This window comes from Streptomyces sp. CA-251247 (genome assembly GCF_050952975.1).
In the GTDB taxonomy this organism is placed as follows: Bacteria; Actinomycetota; Actinomycetes; order Streptomycetales; family Streptomycetaceae; genus Streptomyces; species Streptomyces achmelvichensis.
This window is the reverse complement of the sequence record NZ_CP191861.1, coordinates 4,692,870-4,709,133: the sequence shown is the minus strand read 5'-3', so window position 1 is coordinate 4,709,133 and position 16,264 is coordinate 4,692,870. Positions and strand designations below refer to the sequence as shown.

General features: G+C 70.4%; 12 protein-coding genes. 3 read left to right on the top strand and 9 right to left on the bottom strand.

Translation table 11 applies throughout. The features are described from left to right. Window positions 1-25 precede the first annotated feature (25 nt). Window positions 26-1,438, bottom strand: a complete 1,413-nt coding sequence (locus tag ACQPWZ_RS20820; RefSeq protein WP_433572111.1) for a DUF2254 domain-containing protein — start codon at window positions 1,436-1,438, stop codon at window positions 26-28. A gap of 126 nt (window positions 1,439-1,564) precedes the next feature. On the opposite strand from ACQPWZ_RS20820, the gene ACQPWZ_RS20815 reads away from it, so the two are divergent. Further along, a complete protein-coding gene (locus ACQPWZ_RS20815; protein WP_433572110.1) occupies window positions 1,565-3,406 on the top strand; it encodes a glycoside hydrolase family 15 protein in 1,842 nt (613 codons plus the stop codon). A gap of 90 nt (window positions 3,407-3,496) precedes the next feature. Here ACQPWZ_RS20815 and ACQPWZ_RS20810 read toward each other — a convergent pair whose 3' ends face one another. The 7 genes from ACQPWZ_RS20810 to ACQPWZ_RS20780 form a co-directional block, all read right to left on the bottom strand. Then, the gene (locus ACQPWZ_RS20810) at window positions 3,497-5,266 is read right to left on the bottom strand and encodes a cation:proton antiporter (protein WP_433572109.1); all 1,770 of its coding nucleotides are present in this window, start codon (window positions 5,264-5,266) and stop codon (window positions 3,497-3,499) included. A 59-nt stretch (window positions 5,267-5,325) separates the two neighbouring features. After that, window positions 5,326-6,381: a cytochrome d ubiquinol oxidase subunit II gene (locus tag ACQPWZ_RS20805; RefSeq protein WP_405571817.1), complete on the bottom strand. Its 1,056-nt coding sequence runs from the start codon at window positions 6,379-6,381 to the stop codon at window positions 5,326-5,328. Further along, window positions 6,378-7,856, bottom strand: coding sequence for a cytochrome ubiquinol oxidase subunit I (locus tag ACQPWZ_RS20800; RefSeq protein ID WP_433572108.1), 1,479 nt, complete (start codon window positions 7,854-7,856; stop codon window positions 6,378-6,380). The genes ACQPWZ_RS20805 and ACQPWZ_RS20800 overlap by 4 nt, the downstream gene beginning before the upstream one ends. A 34-nt stretch (window positions 7,857-7,890) precedes the next feature. Continuing rightward, a complete protein-coding gene (locus ACQPWZ_RS20795) occupies window positions 7,891-8,730 on the bottom strand; it encodes an SDR family oxidoreductase (protein WP_356700861.1) in 840 nt (279 codons plus the stop codon). A gap of 147 nt (window positions 8,731-8,877) precedes the next feature. Next, window positions 8,878-10,458, bottom strand: coding sequence for a GMC oxidoreductase (locus ACQPWZ_RS20790; RefSeq protein ID WP_405571811.1), 1,581 nt, complete (start codon window positions 10,456-10,458; stop codon window positions 8,878-8,880). A 170-nt stretch (window positions 10,459-10,628) separates the two neighbouring features. Next, a complete protein-coding gene (locus ACQPWZ_RS20785) occupies window positions 10,629-11,537 on the bottom strand; it encodes a cyclase family protein (RefSeq protein ID WP_433573846.1) in 909 nt (302 codons plus the stop codon). Window positions 11,538-11,566: 29 nt separating this feature from the next. Continuing rightward, window positions 11,567-12,490, bottom strand: a complete 924-nt coding sequence (locus ACQPWZ_RS20780; RefSeq protein WP_433572107.1) for an aldose 1-epimerase family protein — start codon at window positions 12,488-12,490, stop codon at window positions 11,567-11,569. A 241-nt stretch (window positions 12,491-12,731) separates the two neighbouring features. Between ACQPWZ_RS20780 and ACQPWZ_RS20775 the strand changes: the two genes are divergently transcribed. Then, a complete protein-coding gene (locus tag ACQPWZ_RS20775; protein ID WP_433572106.1) occupies window positions 12,732-14,345 on the top strand; it encodes an alpha/beta hydrolase in 1,614 nt (537 codons plus the stop codon). A gap of 30 nt (window positions 14,346-14,375) precedes the next feature. Next, window positions 14,376-15,611, top strand: coding sequence for an AI-2E family transporter (locus tag ACQPWZ_RS20770; protein ID WP_433572105.1), 1,236 nt, complete (start codon window positions 14,376-14,378; stop codon window positions 15,609-15,611). Here the strand turns inward: ACQPWZ_RS20770 and msrA are convergent. Then, window positions 15,608-16,120 carry a peptide-methionine (S)-S-oxide reductase MsrA gene (msrA, locus tag ACQPWZ_RS20765; protein WP_433572104.1) on the bottom strand — a complete coding sequence of 171 codons (513 nt, stop codon included), beginning with the start codon at window positions 16,118-16,120 and terminating at the stop codon, window positions 15,608-15,610. The two genes, ACQPWZ_RS20770 and msrA, sit on opposite strands and share 4 nt — an antisense overlap. Window positions 16,121-16,264 lie beyond the last annotated feature (144 nt).

The window sequence follows — 16,264 nt, the reverse complement described above, 5'->3', positions numbered from 1 at the left end:
GCGGGGGCCGTCCGGCGGCGGTTGATCAGGCCGTCGGACCGTGCGGTCGGCGGGGTGATCCGTGCCGCCCGCCGTACCGCCCACCGATGCCCTGACAGTCGGCCGCTTCCGCCAGGGCCCGGCGGGCCGGGTCCGTGAACACCCGCTCGACCGACTCCTGGAGCAGCTGCAACTCGACCCGCAGGGCGGGATGACGTGCGGGCGGCAGGGTGTCCAGCAGGTCTTCGAGCAGCGCGCGGAGCCGGCGGCAGATCTGCACGGACGATGCTCCGTATTCGCGGATCTCGCAGACGCCGAGCTGAAGATAGTTGTCCCAGTCCCGCCCGGGCAGCACGAGCCGTGGCCGGCCCTGGTCGTCGGCCAGGACGTACCGGCCGGGGAGCGGCAACGTGCCGGCCGACTGGAGCATGCCCTCGATGTAGTTGATCACCTGTACCGCGGTCGTCGGGTCGTTCACCGCCGGGGAGAGCGCCCGGATGGCGATGTCGACGAGAATCCGCAGGGCGAAGGCCGGATCCTGCTCGATGGTGCGCTCGGCCCCCAGCGCGACGAGGCCGTTCACCCGGTCCGGGTCGGGCGTCGAGGTACCGCCGTGGACTTCGACGAGCACGGTGCCGGGCAGGACGAAGTCACCGATCAGGCGGGTCACGACGAAGGCGCAGTCGTGGCGCGTCGCCTCGGCCACCAGCCCGGAGATGTTGAACGCCTGGATGGCACCACCGCGTTCGGAGCGGATCACCGTCGTCGGGGCGCCGGACGGCTCGGACTCGTCGGCGCGAGGAGCGGCGTCGCGGATTCTGGTGGCCCCGCGGGAAAAGACGTTCTCCCCCATTCTTCCCACCAGAGCCGCGATGGCCACGGGCCTGAGGTTGTGGGTGAACCGGTTGAGATAGACGAGCAGGAGCAGCAGGCTGACGGCCACCGCCACTCCGGCGAGGGTGACTCCGAAGTCCGGGACGGAGTTCGCCTCGATACTGCGCAGCAGGGAGAACGCAAACGCGAACGTCCCGGTGAACGTGGCGAGCACGGCCTTTTGCAAGCGGTCCCGATACCACAGGCGCATATACCGCGGGGAAAGAGTTCCGGTCGCCTGCTGTACGACGAGAACGCCGATGGTCACCACGAATCCGAGCAGCGCCACCATAGCCCCGACAATGGAGCTGAGTACTCCGCTCGCCGTCGTCGCGGAATACCGCCAGCCGCTCGGCGGCCAGTCCTTTCCGTCCAAAGTGATGGCGAGTTCGGCAAGGAGAGTACCGAGCACGAGACCGACAAGGGGCAGGATCCACAGACTGGCCTTGGCGTACTGCCGCAGCCCGAAGACCGCTGCCCAGGACGTCAGGCCCCGCACGCGCGGGTCCGTCCACTCGTGGGAGCCGGTGCTCGGCGGTACGGCACAGGACGCCTCCAGTTCCGGCTCGGCACAGCCCTCCCCCACCACGTTAAGGCCGCTCGCGGACGGCCGCAGCGGCAGAAGGGGGCGGCTGCGGCACCGCCTTCTCGGCAGGCCCGCCCGTGGGGTCCGTGCTTAAGCTGGGCCAAGGGAACCCGGAAGGGGCTCGTCATGGACGAATACCCGCTGATCGAGAATCACGGTCTGATCGGAGATCTGCAGACCGCGGCGCTCGTGGCGACCGACGGGACGATCGACTGGTTCTGCTGTCCGCGCTTCGATTCGCCCAGTATTTTCGGTGCCCTGCTGGACCGGGAAAAGGGTGGGCATTTCACGGTCAAACCGGCGGTGGAAAACTATTCGACCAAGCAGTTGTATCTGCCCGACACCGCTATTCTCGTGACCCGGTTCATGACCGAGGCCGGCGCCGGTGAGGTACTCGACTTCATGCCGGTGACCGGGTCGGAGGCCACCGACCGCCATCGGATCGTCCGCATGCTGCGCTGCGTACGCGGCAGCATGACCTTCGACGTGGAGATCGCCCCGCGGTTCGACTACGGCCGTAAGACTCACGAGCTGCACATCTCGCAGCACGGCGCCATGTTCGTCTCGGACGGGCTGCAAGTGGCCGTTCACGCCGTCCGGAATCCGGAGGACGATCGGCTGTTGAACGCGGTGTCGGGTGACAGGGACCTGCGCTTCAGCCTGACGCTGGAGGCGGGCCAACAGCGAGGACTGCTGCTGGAGTCGTCGCCCCCCGGGCCGGCGCGCGAGATCGACCTCGGCGAGTTCGAGCAGCTCTTCGGGGAGACGGTCGACTTCTGGCGGGGGTGGCTGTCCCAGTCCCGCTACTCGGGCCGCTGGCGCGAGGCGGTGGAACGCTCGGCCGTCACGCTGAAGCTGATGACCTACGCCCCGAGCGGCGCCCTCGTCGCGGCGCCGACGGCGGGACTGCCCGAGCAACTGGGCGGCGAACGCAACTGGGACTACCGGTTCACCTGGATCCGGGACGCCTCGTTCTCGGTGTATGCCCTGCTCGGCCTCGGCTTCAAGGAAGAGGCGAAGGCCTTCACCGGCTGGCTGCGCGACCGGGTGCAGGAGAAGGCGGGCGGCGACGCCGGACCGCTGAACATCATGTACCGGGTGGACGGCTCCTCCGATCTGGTCGAGGAGACCCTGGATCACTGGGAGGGGTACCACGGTTCCTCTCCCGTGCGCATCGGCAACGGCGCCGCGGACCAGTTGCAGCTGGACATCTACGGCGAGGCACTGGACAGCATCTTTTTCGCGGATCAGCACGGCATCCAGCTCGACAACCGGGGCTGGACCTCGCTGCACACGCTCCTCGACTGGCTGGTGGACCACTGGGACCAGCCGGACGAGGGGCTGTGGGAGACCCGTGGCGGCAGGCAGGACTTCACGTACGGACGGGTGATGTGCTGGGTCGCCTTCGACCGCGCCCTGCGGCTCGCCTACTCGAGCGGCCGGCCCGCGGCCAAGGGCCGCTGGACGACCGAGCGCGACAAGATCTACGAGCAGGTCCTGGCGCGGGGCTGGCACCCGCAGCGCGGGGCCTTCGTGCAGCACTACGGCAGCGATGTCCTCGACTCGGCGCTGCTGCGGATGCCGACGGTGGGGTTCATCACGCCCGACGACCCGATGTGGACGTCCACGCTGAACGCGATGGACCGGGAGCTGGTCACCGACAGCCTCGTCTACCGCTACAACCCGGAGGCCTCCCCCGACGGACTGCGCGGCTCCGAAGGGACGTTCTCGCTCTGTACGTTCATGTATGTCGACGCCCTGGCCAGGGCGGGACGGACGGACCAGGCCAGGCTGGTCCTGGAGAAGATGCTCACGTACGCCAACCACCTGGGTCTGTACTCGGAGGAGATCGACCTGACGGGACGGCAACTGGGCAACTTCCCGCAGGCGTTCACGCACCTCGCGATGATCGACACGGCGATCACCCTGGACGACGCCCTCAACCGGGTGCGTGAGGGCCGGTCCTGAGTCCCGCGGTGACATGCGGGTCCTGAGTCCCGCGGAGACATGCCGGTCCCGAGTCCGGCGGAGAGATCCCCCACCCAAGCCCCTGTCGGTTCACCCCGCGGTGGGGGCGGCGCCCAGCAGCACGACGGTGTCGCCTTCCTGCGGGGTGACCCGCTGCTTCTCGGTCACCGGCTCCAGCCTGTTGTCGGCCCGCACCACGAAGAGCGTGTCGTACTCCGGCGGCACCGGGGACGAGGCCGGCTGCACCAGGAACCGGGCCCCCTGCTCGTAACGGTTCGCCAGAACCTGGCGGACGAGGGGACGGCCGAACAGGATGTCCCCTCCGGTGTAGGGGGCGATGACCCCGTGGCTGTCATGCGGGGGTCCGACCCGGTAGACGGGGCCTTCGACGTTGTCCTGCATCACCACGGACGCGAGTGCGTTGAAGTCGTCGTCGTCGGTGGCCAGGAAAACGGCGGTCACACCCTCCAGCCGGGCGCCGGGATTGGTGGCGGTGGCCAGCAGGTCACCCGTGGCCAGCTCGATCCCCTCGTCCCTGATCCGCTGCCGCTCCTCGTCGAGGCCCGCCCACATCAGCACGTCCAGCCCGGCGGACCGCAGGGCCTTCCCCAGCTCGACCACCCACCGTTTCCCGCCCACCAGCAGGATCCGGGTGCCCGCCGGTTTCACGATGCCCAGCCGCCGGGCCACCGGTCCCGCGGTCAGGGCGTACAGCAGAACGGTGCCCACGATCACGAGGAAGGTGACCGGGAGGATCCGGCCCGCTCCGTCCACTCCCCGGTCCACGAGGCTCGCCGAGAAGGCCGACGCCGTGGCCGCCGCGACGATGCCGCGTGGCGCCATCCAGCCGGTGAACGCCCGCTCCCCCCGGCTCATGCCGGTTCCGGTCGTCGAGAGGTAGGCCACCAGCGGACGCACCACCAGGACGAGGATCGCGATGAGTCCCAGCGCGGGGAGGAGCACGGGCACCAGGGACGCCGGGGTGACGGTGGAGGAGATGGAGACGAACAGCAGCCCGATGATCAGCTGGGCCAGGGTCTCGAAGAAGGGGCGCCGGGCGGGCATGTCGAAGCCCTGGATGTTGGTCACGGCGAGTCCGGTGACGATGGCGGCGATCAGCCCGGTGTCGTCCCGGACGATGTCGCAGCCCGCGGAGACGGCGATCACCGTGGCCAGTTGCGCCAGGGTGCCCAGCGTCTCGCCCAGCCGCAGGGTGCGCAGCGTCAGCCAGAGCAGCGCGGTGCCCACGGCCCCGCCGATCAGCCCGACGAGCAGGCTGAGGCCGAACTGACCCAGTTGGTAGCCGCGCCCGATGTCGACCCGGTGCGTCGTGGCGATGGCGTGGAACACCAGCGCGCCGAGGATGCCGCCGATCGGATCGGTGAGCGTCCCCTCCCAGATGAGGATGCGGCGTACGCGGTCGGAGGGCCGTACGAAGTCGAGCAGCGGTCCGACCACGGTGGGCCCGGAGACCACGAGGATGGTGCCGAGCATCGCTGCCACCCTGAGGGGCATGTCGAACATGGCCGGCGCCGCCGAGCTGGTGGCGAAGAAGGTGATCAGGATGCCGAACAGGAGCAGCCGTCCCACGACCGACCGGGTGTGACCGGTGAGTTTGCGCAGGTTGAGGCCCAGGCCGGCGTCGTAGAGGATCACCGCGACGGACAGCGACACCAGGACGGAGAAGTTCTGTCCCATCAGTCGGTCCGGGTGGATGACGTCCGTCAGGGCGCCTGCGGCGAACCCGGCGGGGAGCAGCAGGATCAGGGCGGGCACGCGCAGCTTGCTCGCCAGGATCTGCGATCCGGTCGCGATGACCAGGGTCAGCGCGAAGCCGAGAAGGATCTCGTCATCGGTCACTGCGGCTCCCTTCGTCGGAGTCCGGGCACGAGGGCCGGGGAATCACCCGGGGCGGAGGGTCAGTTGCTCCCGGGCGCGCTGTCACGGCCTGCGCCGTCCTGCCTCAGGTCGGTGTCGCTGAGTTCTTCGAGTTCGCCGTGGGTGTCGAGCCAGTACAGAAGGCCGACGGCCGGGAAGACGATCACCACGGCCACCAGCGTGACGACCGCCAGCCAGGTCAGGGTCGAGGGCGCACCCGCGCCGTCCGCCACGGTCAGCGAGGTCGGGACGAGGTAGGGGCGCTGGGCCATGCCCCAGGCGATCACGGCGGACGCGACGACGCAGACGGCCGTGACGCGGGCCCAGTTGCCGGGTGTCCGCAGCAGCAGCCAGGCGGTCGCGAGTGCGGCCACGGTGGCCAGGACGACGAAGAACAGGCCGACGCCGTGGGTGAGTCCGTGCCACACGTGGGGAGCGTCGTCGTGCGTGACGAACAGCGTGATCACGGCCAGCACCGCGAGCACGGCCAGCGCGGCGAGCGCGCGCCGGCGGAAGTAGCCGATGAGGTCGGGCGCGTCGAAACGGCGTGCGTCCCCGGCGAGGAACACCGCGCCGAGGAGTGCCGTGGTCGCGACGGCGAGCAGCCCGAACAGCACCGAGGTGGGGTTGGCCCAGACGTCCGCCGTGGCCGGGGTACCGGGCGCCGCCCGGCCCGAGGCGACACCGCCGATGGCGGCGCCGAGGAAGAACGGCGTCACGAGCGACGCCACGGCGAACACCGCTCCGTACAGCCGCCGGCCGGCGAGCCGCCGGGCCGGCTTGCGGAACGCGAATCCCGCGCCGCGCAGGACCATGCCCACGGCTGCCAGGGCCAGCGGGAGCCACATCGCGGAGAACACGGTCTGGAAGAGCGTGGGGAAGCCGGTCCAGGTGATGACGAGGATGAAGACCAGCCAGACGTTGTTGACCTCCCACACGGGCGCCATGGCGTGGTCGATGAGCCACCGGGGCCGCTTGCCGCGCTCGGCGCCTCCGGCGGTCAGGTCCCAGAAGCCGGCGCCGTAGTCGGTGCCGCCCGCGCAGGTGTACGCGGCCACCGCGAGCAGCAGCACCACGGCGATGAGATCGGCGCTCACGGACGGCCGCCTTCCGACGGGGTCTCCGTGCCGGCCGCGGGGGCGCCGCCCGCGGGAACGGGCGCCCGCGGCCCGTACGGGGTGTCCGCCTCGGGCGGCGGCGCCGGGCTCCCCGCCGCCCGCTGTTCGTCCGCGAGCCGCCAGCGCGTGCGCATCCGGAGCAGGATCACGAGGAACGAGCCGAAGATGAACACGTACACCACGATCACCAGACCGAGCATGATCCACAGGGTGGTGGAGCGGGTCGAGGTGACGGCCTCGGCGACCCGCATGTTCTGGTAGACGATCCAGGGCTGGCGTCCCACCTCGGTGGCGATCCAGCCGCATTCGACGGCGACGACGGACGCGACGCCCGCACAGGCCGCGCTGCGGTAGAACCACGTCGACTCGGGAAGCCGGCGGCGCCACAGCCAGACGATGCCGTACCAGAGGGCGAGCAGCACCAGCACCGACCCGATCAGCACCATGAGGTCGAAGGCCCAGTGCGCGATGGTCGCCTGAGTGGCCGTCGGCCGCTGGTCCGCGGGCACCGAGGTCAGCCCCACCACCGTGGTGTTCGGGCTGAATCCGGCCAGGACGGAGTCGAGCAGCGGGATCTTGATACCGCCCGAGACGGAACCGTCGGGATGCAGGCGGCCGAAGAGGTACTCCGGGACCCGGCTGTCGGTCTTCCAGACGATCTCCAAGGCCGCGAACTTCACCGGCTGCTTGTGGAACACCGACCGGGCGATGGAGTCGCCCAGAATGAACTGCACCGGAGTGGCCACCGCGGCGATGGTGAAGGGAACGGCGAATCCGAGCCGGTGGTAGCGGTCGCGGCGGCCTCGCAGCCAGCCGACGGCGTAGACGCCCGCCACCACATAGCCCGCGGTGATCAGCATCGCCACGACGAAGTGCCAGTACTGCGGCCCGAACATCGGCGTGAAGATCGCCTTCCAGACGTCCACGTCGACCGGGTTGCCCTCACTGTCGAGGGAGAAGCCCTGCGGGGTGTTCATCCAGGAGTTGGCGGCGAGGATGCCGAACGCCCCGAGCAGCGCGGTGGCGGGAAGCGGGAGCCCGAGGAGGAAGTGGGTCCGGGGCTTCAGCCGCCGCCATCCGTAGAGATAGATGGCGATGAGCACGGCCTCCAGGAAGAACGCCCAGGCCTCGACGCCGAACCCGATCCCGAAGACGTCCCCCCATCTGCCCATGAGACCCGGCCAGAGCAGGCCGAACTCGAAGGACAGCACGGTGCCGGTGACCACACCGACGGCGAACTGCACGGCCATGACGGCCGACCAGCGCCGTGCCAGCAGGAGGGCGGTCGCATCCTTGCTGCGCAGTCCGCGGTAGTGCATCACCAGGGTGATGAAGGGGAGCGCCACTCCCATGGGCACCAGGATGATGTGGGAGGCGAGGGTGAACGCCATGAGTTCCCGGGCGGGCAGCAGTTGGGCCGGGGCATCCGCCAGCAGGTGGAACGAGGTGTGCATGTACGCCTTCCCTGTCCGGGACGTGCGGGGAAGGTCAGCCGCCGGTGGCGAAGCCGGGGAAGAGGGTCATTCCGCCGTCGACGTAGAGGGTCGTCCCGACCACGTAGTCCATGAGGTCGGAGGCGAGGCCGACGACGGCGTGGGCGATGTCCTGGGGCTCGCCGATACGGTCGTACGGGATGAGCTTCAGCAGTTCCTTGCGGGCCTCGGCCGTCTCCCAGGCGTCGCGGTTGATCGGGGTCTGGATGGCGCCGGGGGCGATCGCGTTCACCCGGATCTTCTCCGGGGCCAGTTCCTGGGCCAGGGTCGCCATCATCATCTGCACGCCGCCCTTGGACGAGGCGTAGTTGACGTGGCCCGCCCAGGGGATGATCTGGTGCACCGAGCTCATACAGATGATCTTGCCGGCCGACCGGGAGACCTCGGGGACGACCCCGCGGCGCCGGAACTCCCTGGTCGCCTCCCGGGCGCACAGGAACTGGCCGGTGAGGTTGACGTCGAGCACCTTCTGCCACTGGGCGAGGGTCATGTCGGTGAACCGCGCGTCCCGCTGCATACCGGCGTTGGCGACCAGGATGTCGATGGTCCCGAACTCCTCGACCATGCGGTCCGTCATGGCGACGACCTGGTCCTCCTGGGAGACGTCCGCCTCGTAGGCGGCCGCCCGGACTCCGAACGAGGTGATCTCGTCGACGACTTCCTGCGCGGCGTCGGCGCCGGTCACATAGTTCACGACCACATCCGCGCCGGCCCGGCCGAGCCCGATGGCCGTGGCCTTCCCAATGCCCGAATTGGCGCCCGTGACCAGTGCTTTCTGACCCTTGAGCAGGCGCTCCGGAATGACACCCTGCGGTGCGCCCTCGCTGGAACTCATGATGCCCTGCCTCCTCGCTGCGGCGCCCCGGTCCACCCGGCTGGGGCGGGGCCACGCAATCACCGGCGGCGGCGGGAGGTGTGTCCGGCGAGCTGGGGTTGGTCCGCCTGGCGGAGCATCTTCGCCCACGCGGCCCAATGCCGCCCGTCAGCCCAGCCGCTCCACGAGGTGGTCGCCGACCCGCAGGGCGTTGGCGATGGCCGTCAGCGACGGGTTCACCGCGCCGATGCTCGGGAAGAAGCTCGTGTCGACGACATAGAGGTTGTCGAGGTCATGGGCCTTGCAGTTGACGTCCAGGGCGGAGGCGGCCGGGTCGGTGCCGAAGCGCACGGTGCCCGCCTGGTGCGCGGTGGCGCCGATCGGCATGCCCTTGTGGAGATAGATGCTGTGGGACAGCAGCTTGTGTTCGTGCATGCCCAAGTGGCCGAGCATTCCCTGGAGTTTGTGCCGCAGCCGCTTGAGGCCCTCGATGTTGTTCGTCTCGTCGAGAGCCAGACGGATACGGGCGTCGCCGTCCAGCGTGACCCGGTTGCCGGGCAGCGGGAGGTCCTCACCGCACAGCCAGAAGTCGACGGCGTGGTGCGCCAGGACCTCGAACGGCATGTCGGGAGCCACGGCGCCCGCCCACCTCGGGGCTTCCCCGTGGATCTGCTCGGCGTCCGACTTGCCGAGCATCTGGATGCCGCCGAGCGGGAAGTCCCAGTCGTCGGCGCCGAAGTACCAGTCGTGCAGGGCGAGGGTCTTCTGGAACTGGGTGTCGTTGGGTTCCTTCGAGACGGCCATCAGCGCCAGGTTGTTGTGCCGCATGTAGAAGCGGCCGACCACATCGGAACTGTTGGCGAGACCCGCGGGATGACGGTCGTCGGCCGAGGCCAGCAGCAGGGCGGCGGAGTTGACCGCGCCGCAGGAGACGACCACGACATCCGCCGTGAGGCGGACCTCCGAGCCGTCGGCGAGCCGGCCGACGACCGCGTTGACGCTGCGTCCGGTCGTATCGGTCTCCAGCCGCACCACATGGGTGTTGGTGATCATCTCGACGTTGGGGTGGCGCAGCGCCGGCTCCACACAGATCACCTCGGCGTCGGACTTGCCGCGCACCAGACACGGGAAGCCGTCCACCCGGTTGCACCGGATGCAGACGCTCGCGTGCGTGGCCCCGCCGTTGCCGTCCTGGCTGAGGTTGACGCCGATGGGGAGGTGGAACGGATGCAGGCCCCGCTTCTGCAGGTCGTCACTCAACTGCTGGATGCGCGGCTCGTGTTCCACCGGCGGATGGGCGTACTGCGCGCTCGCCGCCCCTTCCGTCGGGTCCTCCCCGTGCTGCCCGTGCACGAGGTAGAGGTGCTCGGCCTCGGTGTAGTACGGCTCCAGTTCCTCGTAGCGGAGCGGCCAGGCGGGCGAGAGGCCGCCGTGGTGACGGAGCTCGCCGAAGTCCTCGGGCCGCAGCCGGAACAGCGCAGCGCCGTAGAACTTGGTGTTCCCCCCGACGTAGTAGTTGACCTCGGGCGGGAATTCGTTGCCGTGCCGGTCGAGCCAGAACTCCGGGGCCCGGTACTTGCCCTTCACGAACACGGCGGTGGAGTCCCAGTTGTCCCGTTCACGCGGCAGGTAGTCGCCGCGCTCGACGAGGAGGACCCGCTTGCCGGAGGGGGCGAGCCGGTGGGCGAGGGTGCCGCCGCCGGCGCCGGTGCCGATGATGATGACGTCGTAGTGGGGGAAGTCGCCCACGGCGACCACGTCCTTGCGCTCGGGGCCCTGCCCTGGCGCCGCCAGGACCTGTCACTCCGCGCTGCGGAGACCTGCTGTCCCACCCGTGAGACCTGTCGCCCCGCCCCTTCGAACGTATCCGCCCTCCGGACGGACGGCGACCGGACGCCGGTCCGCCGGCCTTGCCCCGGTCACAGCACGGCGATCGGGTTCACGGGCGAGCCCGTGGCCCCCGGCACCCGCAGCGGCGCGACCGTGCACAGAAAGTCCCAGCGGCCCGCGTCCGCGCAGGCCGGGGCCAGCTCCTCGAACTGGAGGTAGTCCATCAGGTGCACCCCCAGGGCGTGGATGGCCAGCACATGCACCGGGAAGGCGACATCCGCCACCACGCTGGGCGCGGTGTCGTTGTTGCCGTCCCCGCCCAGGACCGAGACCTGCCGCTCGGCCAGGAACGCCACGGCGTCCGGGTGCAGTCCTGCCCGCTCCCGGGCCACGTCCCACGGGCCGAGCTCGTCGCGGCGCCGGCGGTGCCCCACGCGGACGAACAGCAGATCACCGGGAGAGACCCGGACCCCCTGCGCGGCCTCGGCCGCCGTCAGATCGTCCGGGGTCACCCAGTCGCCGGGCTCCAGCCAGGGCACGCCGCGCAGCCGGGGGATGTCCAGCAGCACCCCGCGGCCGACGATGCCCTCCGCGACCAGGTCCACGGAGAGCGCACGGGCCCCCTCGGGCGTCACGGTGCTCGCGGGCACCCCGTCGTACAGCTCGCCGTCGTACAGGACGTGACAGAGGGCGTCGAGATGGCTGGTCGCGTCCCCGTGGACGTTCATGGCGATGCGGTCCAGGGCGAAGTGCAGCCCCTCGGCCCCGGTCTCGCCGGCAGCGGGCGCCAGCATCCGGTGTTGCGCCGGTTCGGGGTTGTCCGGGCCGAGGTGCGTGTCCACCGGGGCGGCCAGCGACACCGTACGGCCGAGCCGCACCCGCGCGGCGGCCGCCACGACCCGCTCGGGCGTCAGATGGCGCAGCGCTCCGCGGGGATCCGCCCTCCGCTTCCCGTCGCGCAGCCGCGTGTACAGCGACCGGAACGCGTCCCCGGTCATCCGCTCCCCGGCCGCCGGCGAAGGTGAGGTCATCCGGTCCCCCAAGGGCTCAGGCCCCACCGCAGCACATGACCGTCCCCCGGCTCCAGGACGGTGAGATCGGTGCCGCTGCAGAAGGCGTCCGCCGGGCAGGACATGGCCTCCACGGCGATGCCGCGGCGCCGGTGGGACTCGTCGAGCGTGTCACCCGTGTAGATCTGCACGTACCGCGTGCCGTCGCCGAGCCAGAGGTCGACACCGTGCCGCCCGGTGGGGTGCGCGAGCCGTACGACGGCACGGCCCGACGGGTCGCGCTCCAGCCCGGTGAAGGCGGTGTCCAGCTGCGCGCCGCCGATCGGACGGGCGGTGCGGAAGTCGTACTCCGTGCCGTCGACGCCTTCCCGGCCGACGGGCAGCCCGTTGTCGTCGCTGCGCAGCCGGTACCGGGCGGGGACGGTCAGCAGGGCGTCGTCCACCCGGTCGGTGCCGACCGTCAGGTACGGGTGCTGCCCCACGCCGTACGGAGCGGGGACACCGCCCGTGTTGGTCGCGGAGACGGTGGTTTCGAGCCCCTCGGGCCCGAGCCGGTACTCGGCGACGACGTCCAGCAGGAAGGGATACCCCGGTTGGGGAAAGACGGTCGTTCCGGCCGTCACCACGTCCTCGCCGTGGACGAGCAGCCGCCACGGGCTCCAGCGGAGCAGGCCGTGGATCGCGTTGCGCTTCTCCGGTTCGGTGAGCGGCAGTTGGAGGTCGGCGCCTGCGAAGCCGTAGCGCCCGTCCCCCACCCGGTTGGGCCAGGGGGCGAGGATCTGCCCCCGCCCGCCGCTGATCGGCTCGTCCGCGCCGAAGCCGTCCAGCACCGGTCTGCCGTCCGCCTCGTAGTGGCGCAGCGCCGCGCCCAGCTGGACCACCACGGCACGCTGGCCGTCCCGGCGCATCTCCCACTGTTCGCCTGTCGGTCCCGACGACATGGGCGGCTCCTCAGCTCGTACGACGCGGCCGGTGTCCGCTCCTCGCGATCTCCGCTCGTTCCAATCTCCGCCCCCGCGTCCCGCCGCGCACGTCGGCGGCCCGGCCGGCTCCGCGGCGTCCGTGGGCCGTACCGCGATCGGGTGCCAGCGGATGCTGTCCGGGCCCGGGGGCTGTTGGGTGAGGGAGACCGCCGTGCTCCGGCTGTGCGGGACCGACCCGTTGCCACGGAAGGGACACCCGATGCCAGGGCCGATATCGAGACGGCAGGGCCGTCTGGCGTGGTGCGTCGCCATGGCGCTGCCGTACATCCTTCTGTCGGCGGGAGCGGCCGCACCGCAGACCGTTCGTGGCGGGGACTCAGGGGCAGCTGCGCCGACGTGGCGGCCGTGCGAGGACGAGGCACAGCGGGGGTTCGAGTGCGCGACGCTGGACGTTCCGCTCGACTACGACCGTCCGGCCGGGGAGACCATCGATCTCGCTCTGATCCGGCGCAGAGCCACCGTCCCGTCCGAGAGGCTCGGGTCGCTGTTCTTCAACCCCGGCGGCCCCGGTGGAGCCGGCACCAATGCCCTGCCGGCCTGGTACGAACGGTATTTCCCGGCCGAGCTGCGCGAGCGATTCGACATCGTCAGCTGGGATCCTCGCGGTGTGGGCCGCAGCACGGCGGTGCGCTGCTTCGGCAGCGCGGAGGAGGCGACCGCCTGGTGGGCGCGGCAGCCGGCGGGGTTCCCCGTGGGAGACAAGGAACGGCAGGCCTGGTTCGCCGGGAGGGCCGAGCTGGCCGACGGCTGCAAGCAGCGGGCCTCGAAGCTGCTGCCGCACGTCTCCACCCCCGACACCGCCCGCGATCTGGACCGCCTGCGCCAGGCGGTGGGGGACGAACAGCTCAGCTACTGGGGCATCTCCTACGGCACGTTCCTCGGTGCCGTCTACGCGAACCTCTTCCCCGACAAGGTGGGTGGCCTGCTCCTGGACGGCAACGTCGACCCCCTTGGCTACGCGGACGGAGCCATGACCGGAAAAGCGCGGCTGACCACCTCGTTGCGCATCGGCTCGGATCTGGGGTCGGCCGCGACACTGGACCAGTTCCTCGACCTGTGCGGTCAAGGCCCGGCATCCCGCTGCGCGTTCTCCGCGGGAAGCCCGGCTGCCACCCGCACCAAACTGACCACGCTGATGGAACGGCTCCGACACCGACCGGTCGGTGAGTGGACCTACGCGAAGACCGTGGACGCCTTGCGGTCCTCGCTCTACTTCGTCACCCCGGGATGGACCGACGCCGCCGAGACACTGCAGGCGCTGTGGCAGGGACGCGCTCCGAGCCTGCCCGCGGCCCCTGACAGCACGGCCTACCCGGGCTTCGAGCAGGAGGCCGCCGTCGTCTGCTCCGAGAGCCCCAACCCCCGTGTCCTCAGCCGTTATGCCGAACTCGACGCGTTCAGCGCGGCACGCGCGGGCGACCTCGGCCGCCGCTGGGTGTGGGACTACGAGTGGTGCGGCCAGTGGCCGGCGACAGCGGCCCACCGCTACACGGGTCCGTGGAACCGGCCCACCGCGCATCCGATCCTGGTCGTCAACCCCACCTACGACCCGGCCACTTCCTACCAGGCCGCCGAGGTCATGGCCCGCGAACTGGCCGACGCCCGCCTGCTGACCCTCCAGGGCTACGGCCACACCGCCCTGGTCAATCCCAGCACCTGCGTGAACCAGTACGCCGTGCGCTACTTCACCACCGGCGCGCTGCCGCCCGCCGGAGCCACCTGCCGACAGGACACCCCGCCGTTCAGCCCGGCCAAGCCGACCGGTGGCATCGCCGCGGGCGGGGGTGGACTCGCCGAGGCGCGCATCCGCTGAACGCAGGACGACGGAGGGAGAGGTGCGGACGTGGGACGTGAGGAGTGGTTGAAGCGCCTCCGCGCCAGGGGGGAGAGAGCGGCCGAACCACCGTCGGAGGAGCGGGCTGCCGACGCTCCTGGACCGGCCTCGGCGGCTCCCTCCCCCGTGCCTTCCGCCCGTGACCGACCGCCACCGGCCCAGGCAGTCCCGTGGGGCGTTCGCGTCGCCGCGGAAGCCGGGTGGCGCCTCCTCGTCATCGCGGCCACGCTCTGGGTGCTGGTGCAGGCCATCAGCGCTGTGCGTGTTCTCGTGCTCGCGTTCGTGGCCTCGCTCCTCATCACCGCGCTTCTCCAGTCCACCGTGGCCCGTCTCCACCGGCACGGAGTGTCGCAAGGGCTGGCCACCGCCATGACGGCCCTTCTCGGCTTCGCGCTGCTGGGGCTCGTCGGATGGTTCGTCGTCTGGCAGGTCATGACCAATCTGGCCGAGCTCTCCAACCGCCTCCAGGACGGCATCGACGACGCCAAACGCTGGCTGCTCAACAGCCCCTTCCACGTCACGGAAGCGCAGATCGACGACCTCACCCGGATGCTGAGGGACGGAATCGGCTCCAGCAGGGAACAACTGGCGGACGCCGGGCTGCAGGGTGTGACCGTCGTCCTGGAACTGCTCACCGGTTCCCTGCTGGCCCTGTTCTCCACGCTGTTCCTGCTCTACGACGGGCCGCGCATCTGGAGATGGAGCCTCAAGTTCGCTCCGGCTCCCGCGCGCCCCGCACTCGCCGGCGCCGGTCCCCGTGCGTGGGACACCCTCACCGCGTACGTCCACGGCACGCTCATCGTCGCCTTCATCGACGCCGTCTGCATCGGCCTGGGCATCTACATCCTCGGTGTCCCCCTGGCCGTGCCACTCGCCGTCGTCGTCTTCGCCGGCGCGTTCATCCCCCTGGTGGGCGCGGTCGTCTCGGGACTGCTGGCCGTCGTCGTCGCCTTCGTCGCCAACGGCGTGTTCACCGCACTGCTGGTCCTGATCATCGTGCTCGGCGTGCAGCAGCTGGAGGGACACATCCTCCAGCCGTTCATCCTCGGCCGCGCGGTCCGCGTGCATCCCCTGGGGGTCATCTTCTCGGTGACCGCAGGAGGGCTGGTGGCCGGCATCGGAGGCGCTGTCGTCGCCGTACCGCTGGTGGCGGTGGCCAACACCGTGGCCGGCTATCTGCTGAACCGGCCGGCCGACCCTCCGCCCGGAACGGCCGCCCCGGTGCGTCGGGCTGACAGGCTCTAGATCTCCGCGCGCTTAGGGAGTTGCCAGTCCGGCCGCGGGAAGTGGCAGGTGTATCCCTCGGGATACTTCTGGAGGTAGTCCTGGTGCTCCGGTTCGGCCTCCCAGAACGCACCGGCCGGCGCGACCTCGGTGACCACCTTTCCGGGCCACAGGCCGGAAGCCTCGACATCGGCGATGGTGTCTTCGGCGACGCGCTTCTGCTCGTCGTCGGCGTAGAAGATGGCGGATCGGTAGTCGGCGCCTATGTCGCCGCCCTGCCGGTTCTTCGTGGTCGGGTCGTGAATCTGGAAGAAGTACTCGAGGATCGTGCGGTAATCGGTCACCGCGGGGTCGAAGGCGATCTCGATCGCCTCGGCGTGGTTCCCGTGATTGCGGTACGTGGCATTGGGGATGTCGCCACCGCTGTATCCCACGCGTGTGGTGAGGACACCGGGGAGCGTCCGGATCAGATCCTGCATGCCCCAGAAGCATCCGCCCGCCAGCAGCGCCTTCTGTTGATCGTTGCTCATGGCCTGTCTCCTCCGCTTCGATCGAACCGCAGGTCACGCCTCTGGGATGGGGGCGAGCCGCTCCTCCAGCATGCATCAGCGGGAACCCGTATCAAAAGGCGCCCTCCTCCCTGATCACCATGAGGAGACGGCGCATTCCTCGGG

Bases quoted from the DNA above. Each gene is read 5' to 3' on its own strand.
- ACQPWZ_RS20775 (WP_433572106.1), top strand. From the start codon at position 12,732: ATGCCAGGGCCGATATCGAGACGGCAGGGCCGTCTGGCGTGGTGCGTC.
- ACQPWZ_RS20800 (WP_433572108.1), bottom strand. From the start codon at position 7,856: ATGCACACCTCGTTCCACCTGCTGGCGGATGCCCCGGCCCAACTGCTG.
- ACQPWZ_RS20780 (WP_433572107.1), bottom strand. From the start codon at position 12,490: ATGTCGTCGGGACCGACAGGCGAACAGTGGGAGATGCGCCGGGACGGC.
- msrA (WP_433572104.1), bottom strand. From the start codon at position 16,120: ATGAGCAACGATCAACAGAAGGCGCTGCTGGCGGGCGGATGCTTCTGG.
- ACQPWZ_RS20815 (WP_433572110.1), top strand. From the start codon at position 1,565: ATGGACGAATACCCGCTGATCGAGAATCACGGTCTGATCGGAGATCTG.
- ACQPWZ_RS20785 (WP_433573846.1), bottom strand. From the start codon at position 11,537: ATGACCGGGGACGCGTTCCGGTCGCTGTACACGCGGCTGCGCGACGGG.
- ACQPWZ_RS20795 (WP_356700861.1), bottom strand. From the start codon at position 8,730: ATGAGTTCCAGCGAGGGCGCACCGCAGGGTGTCATTCCGGAGCGCCTG.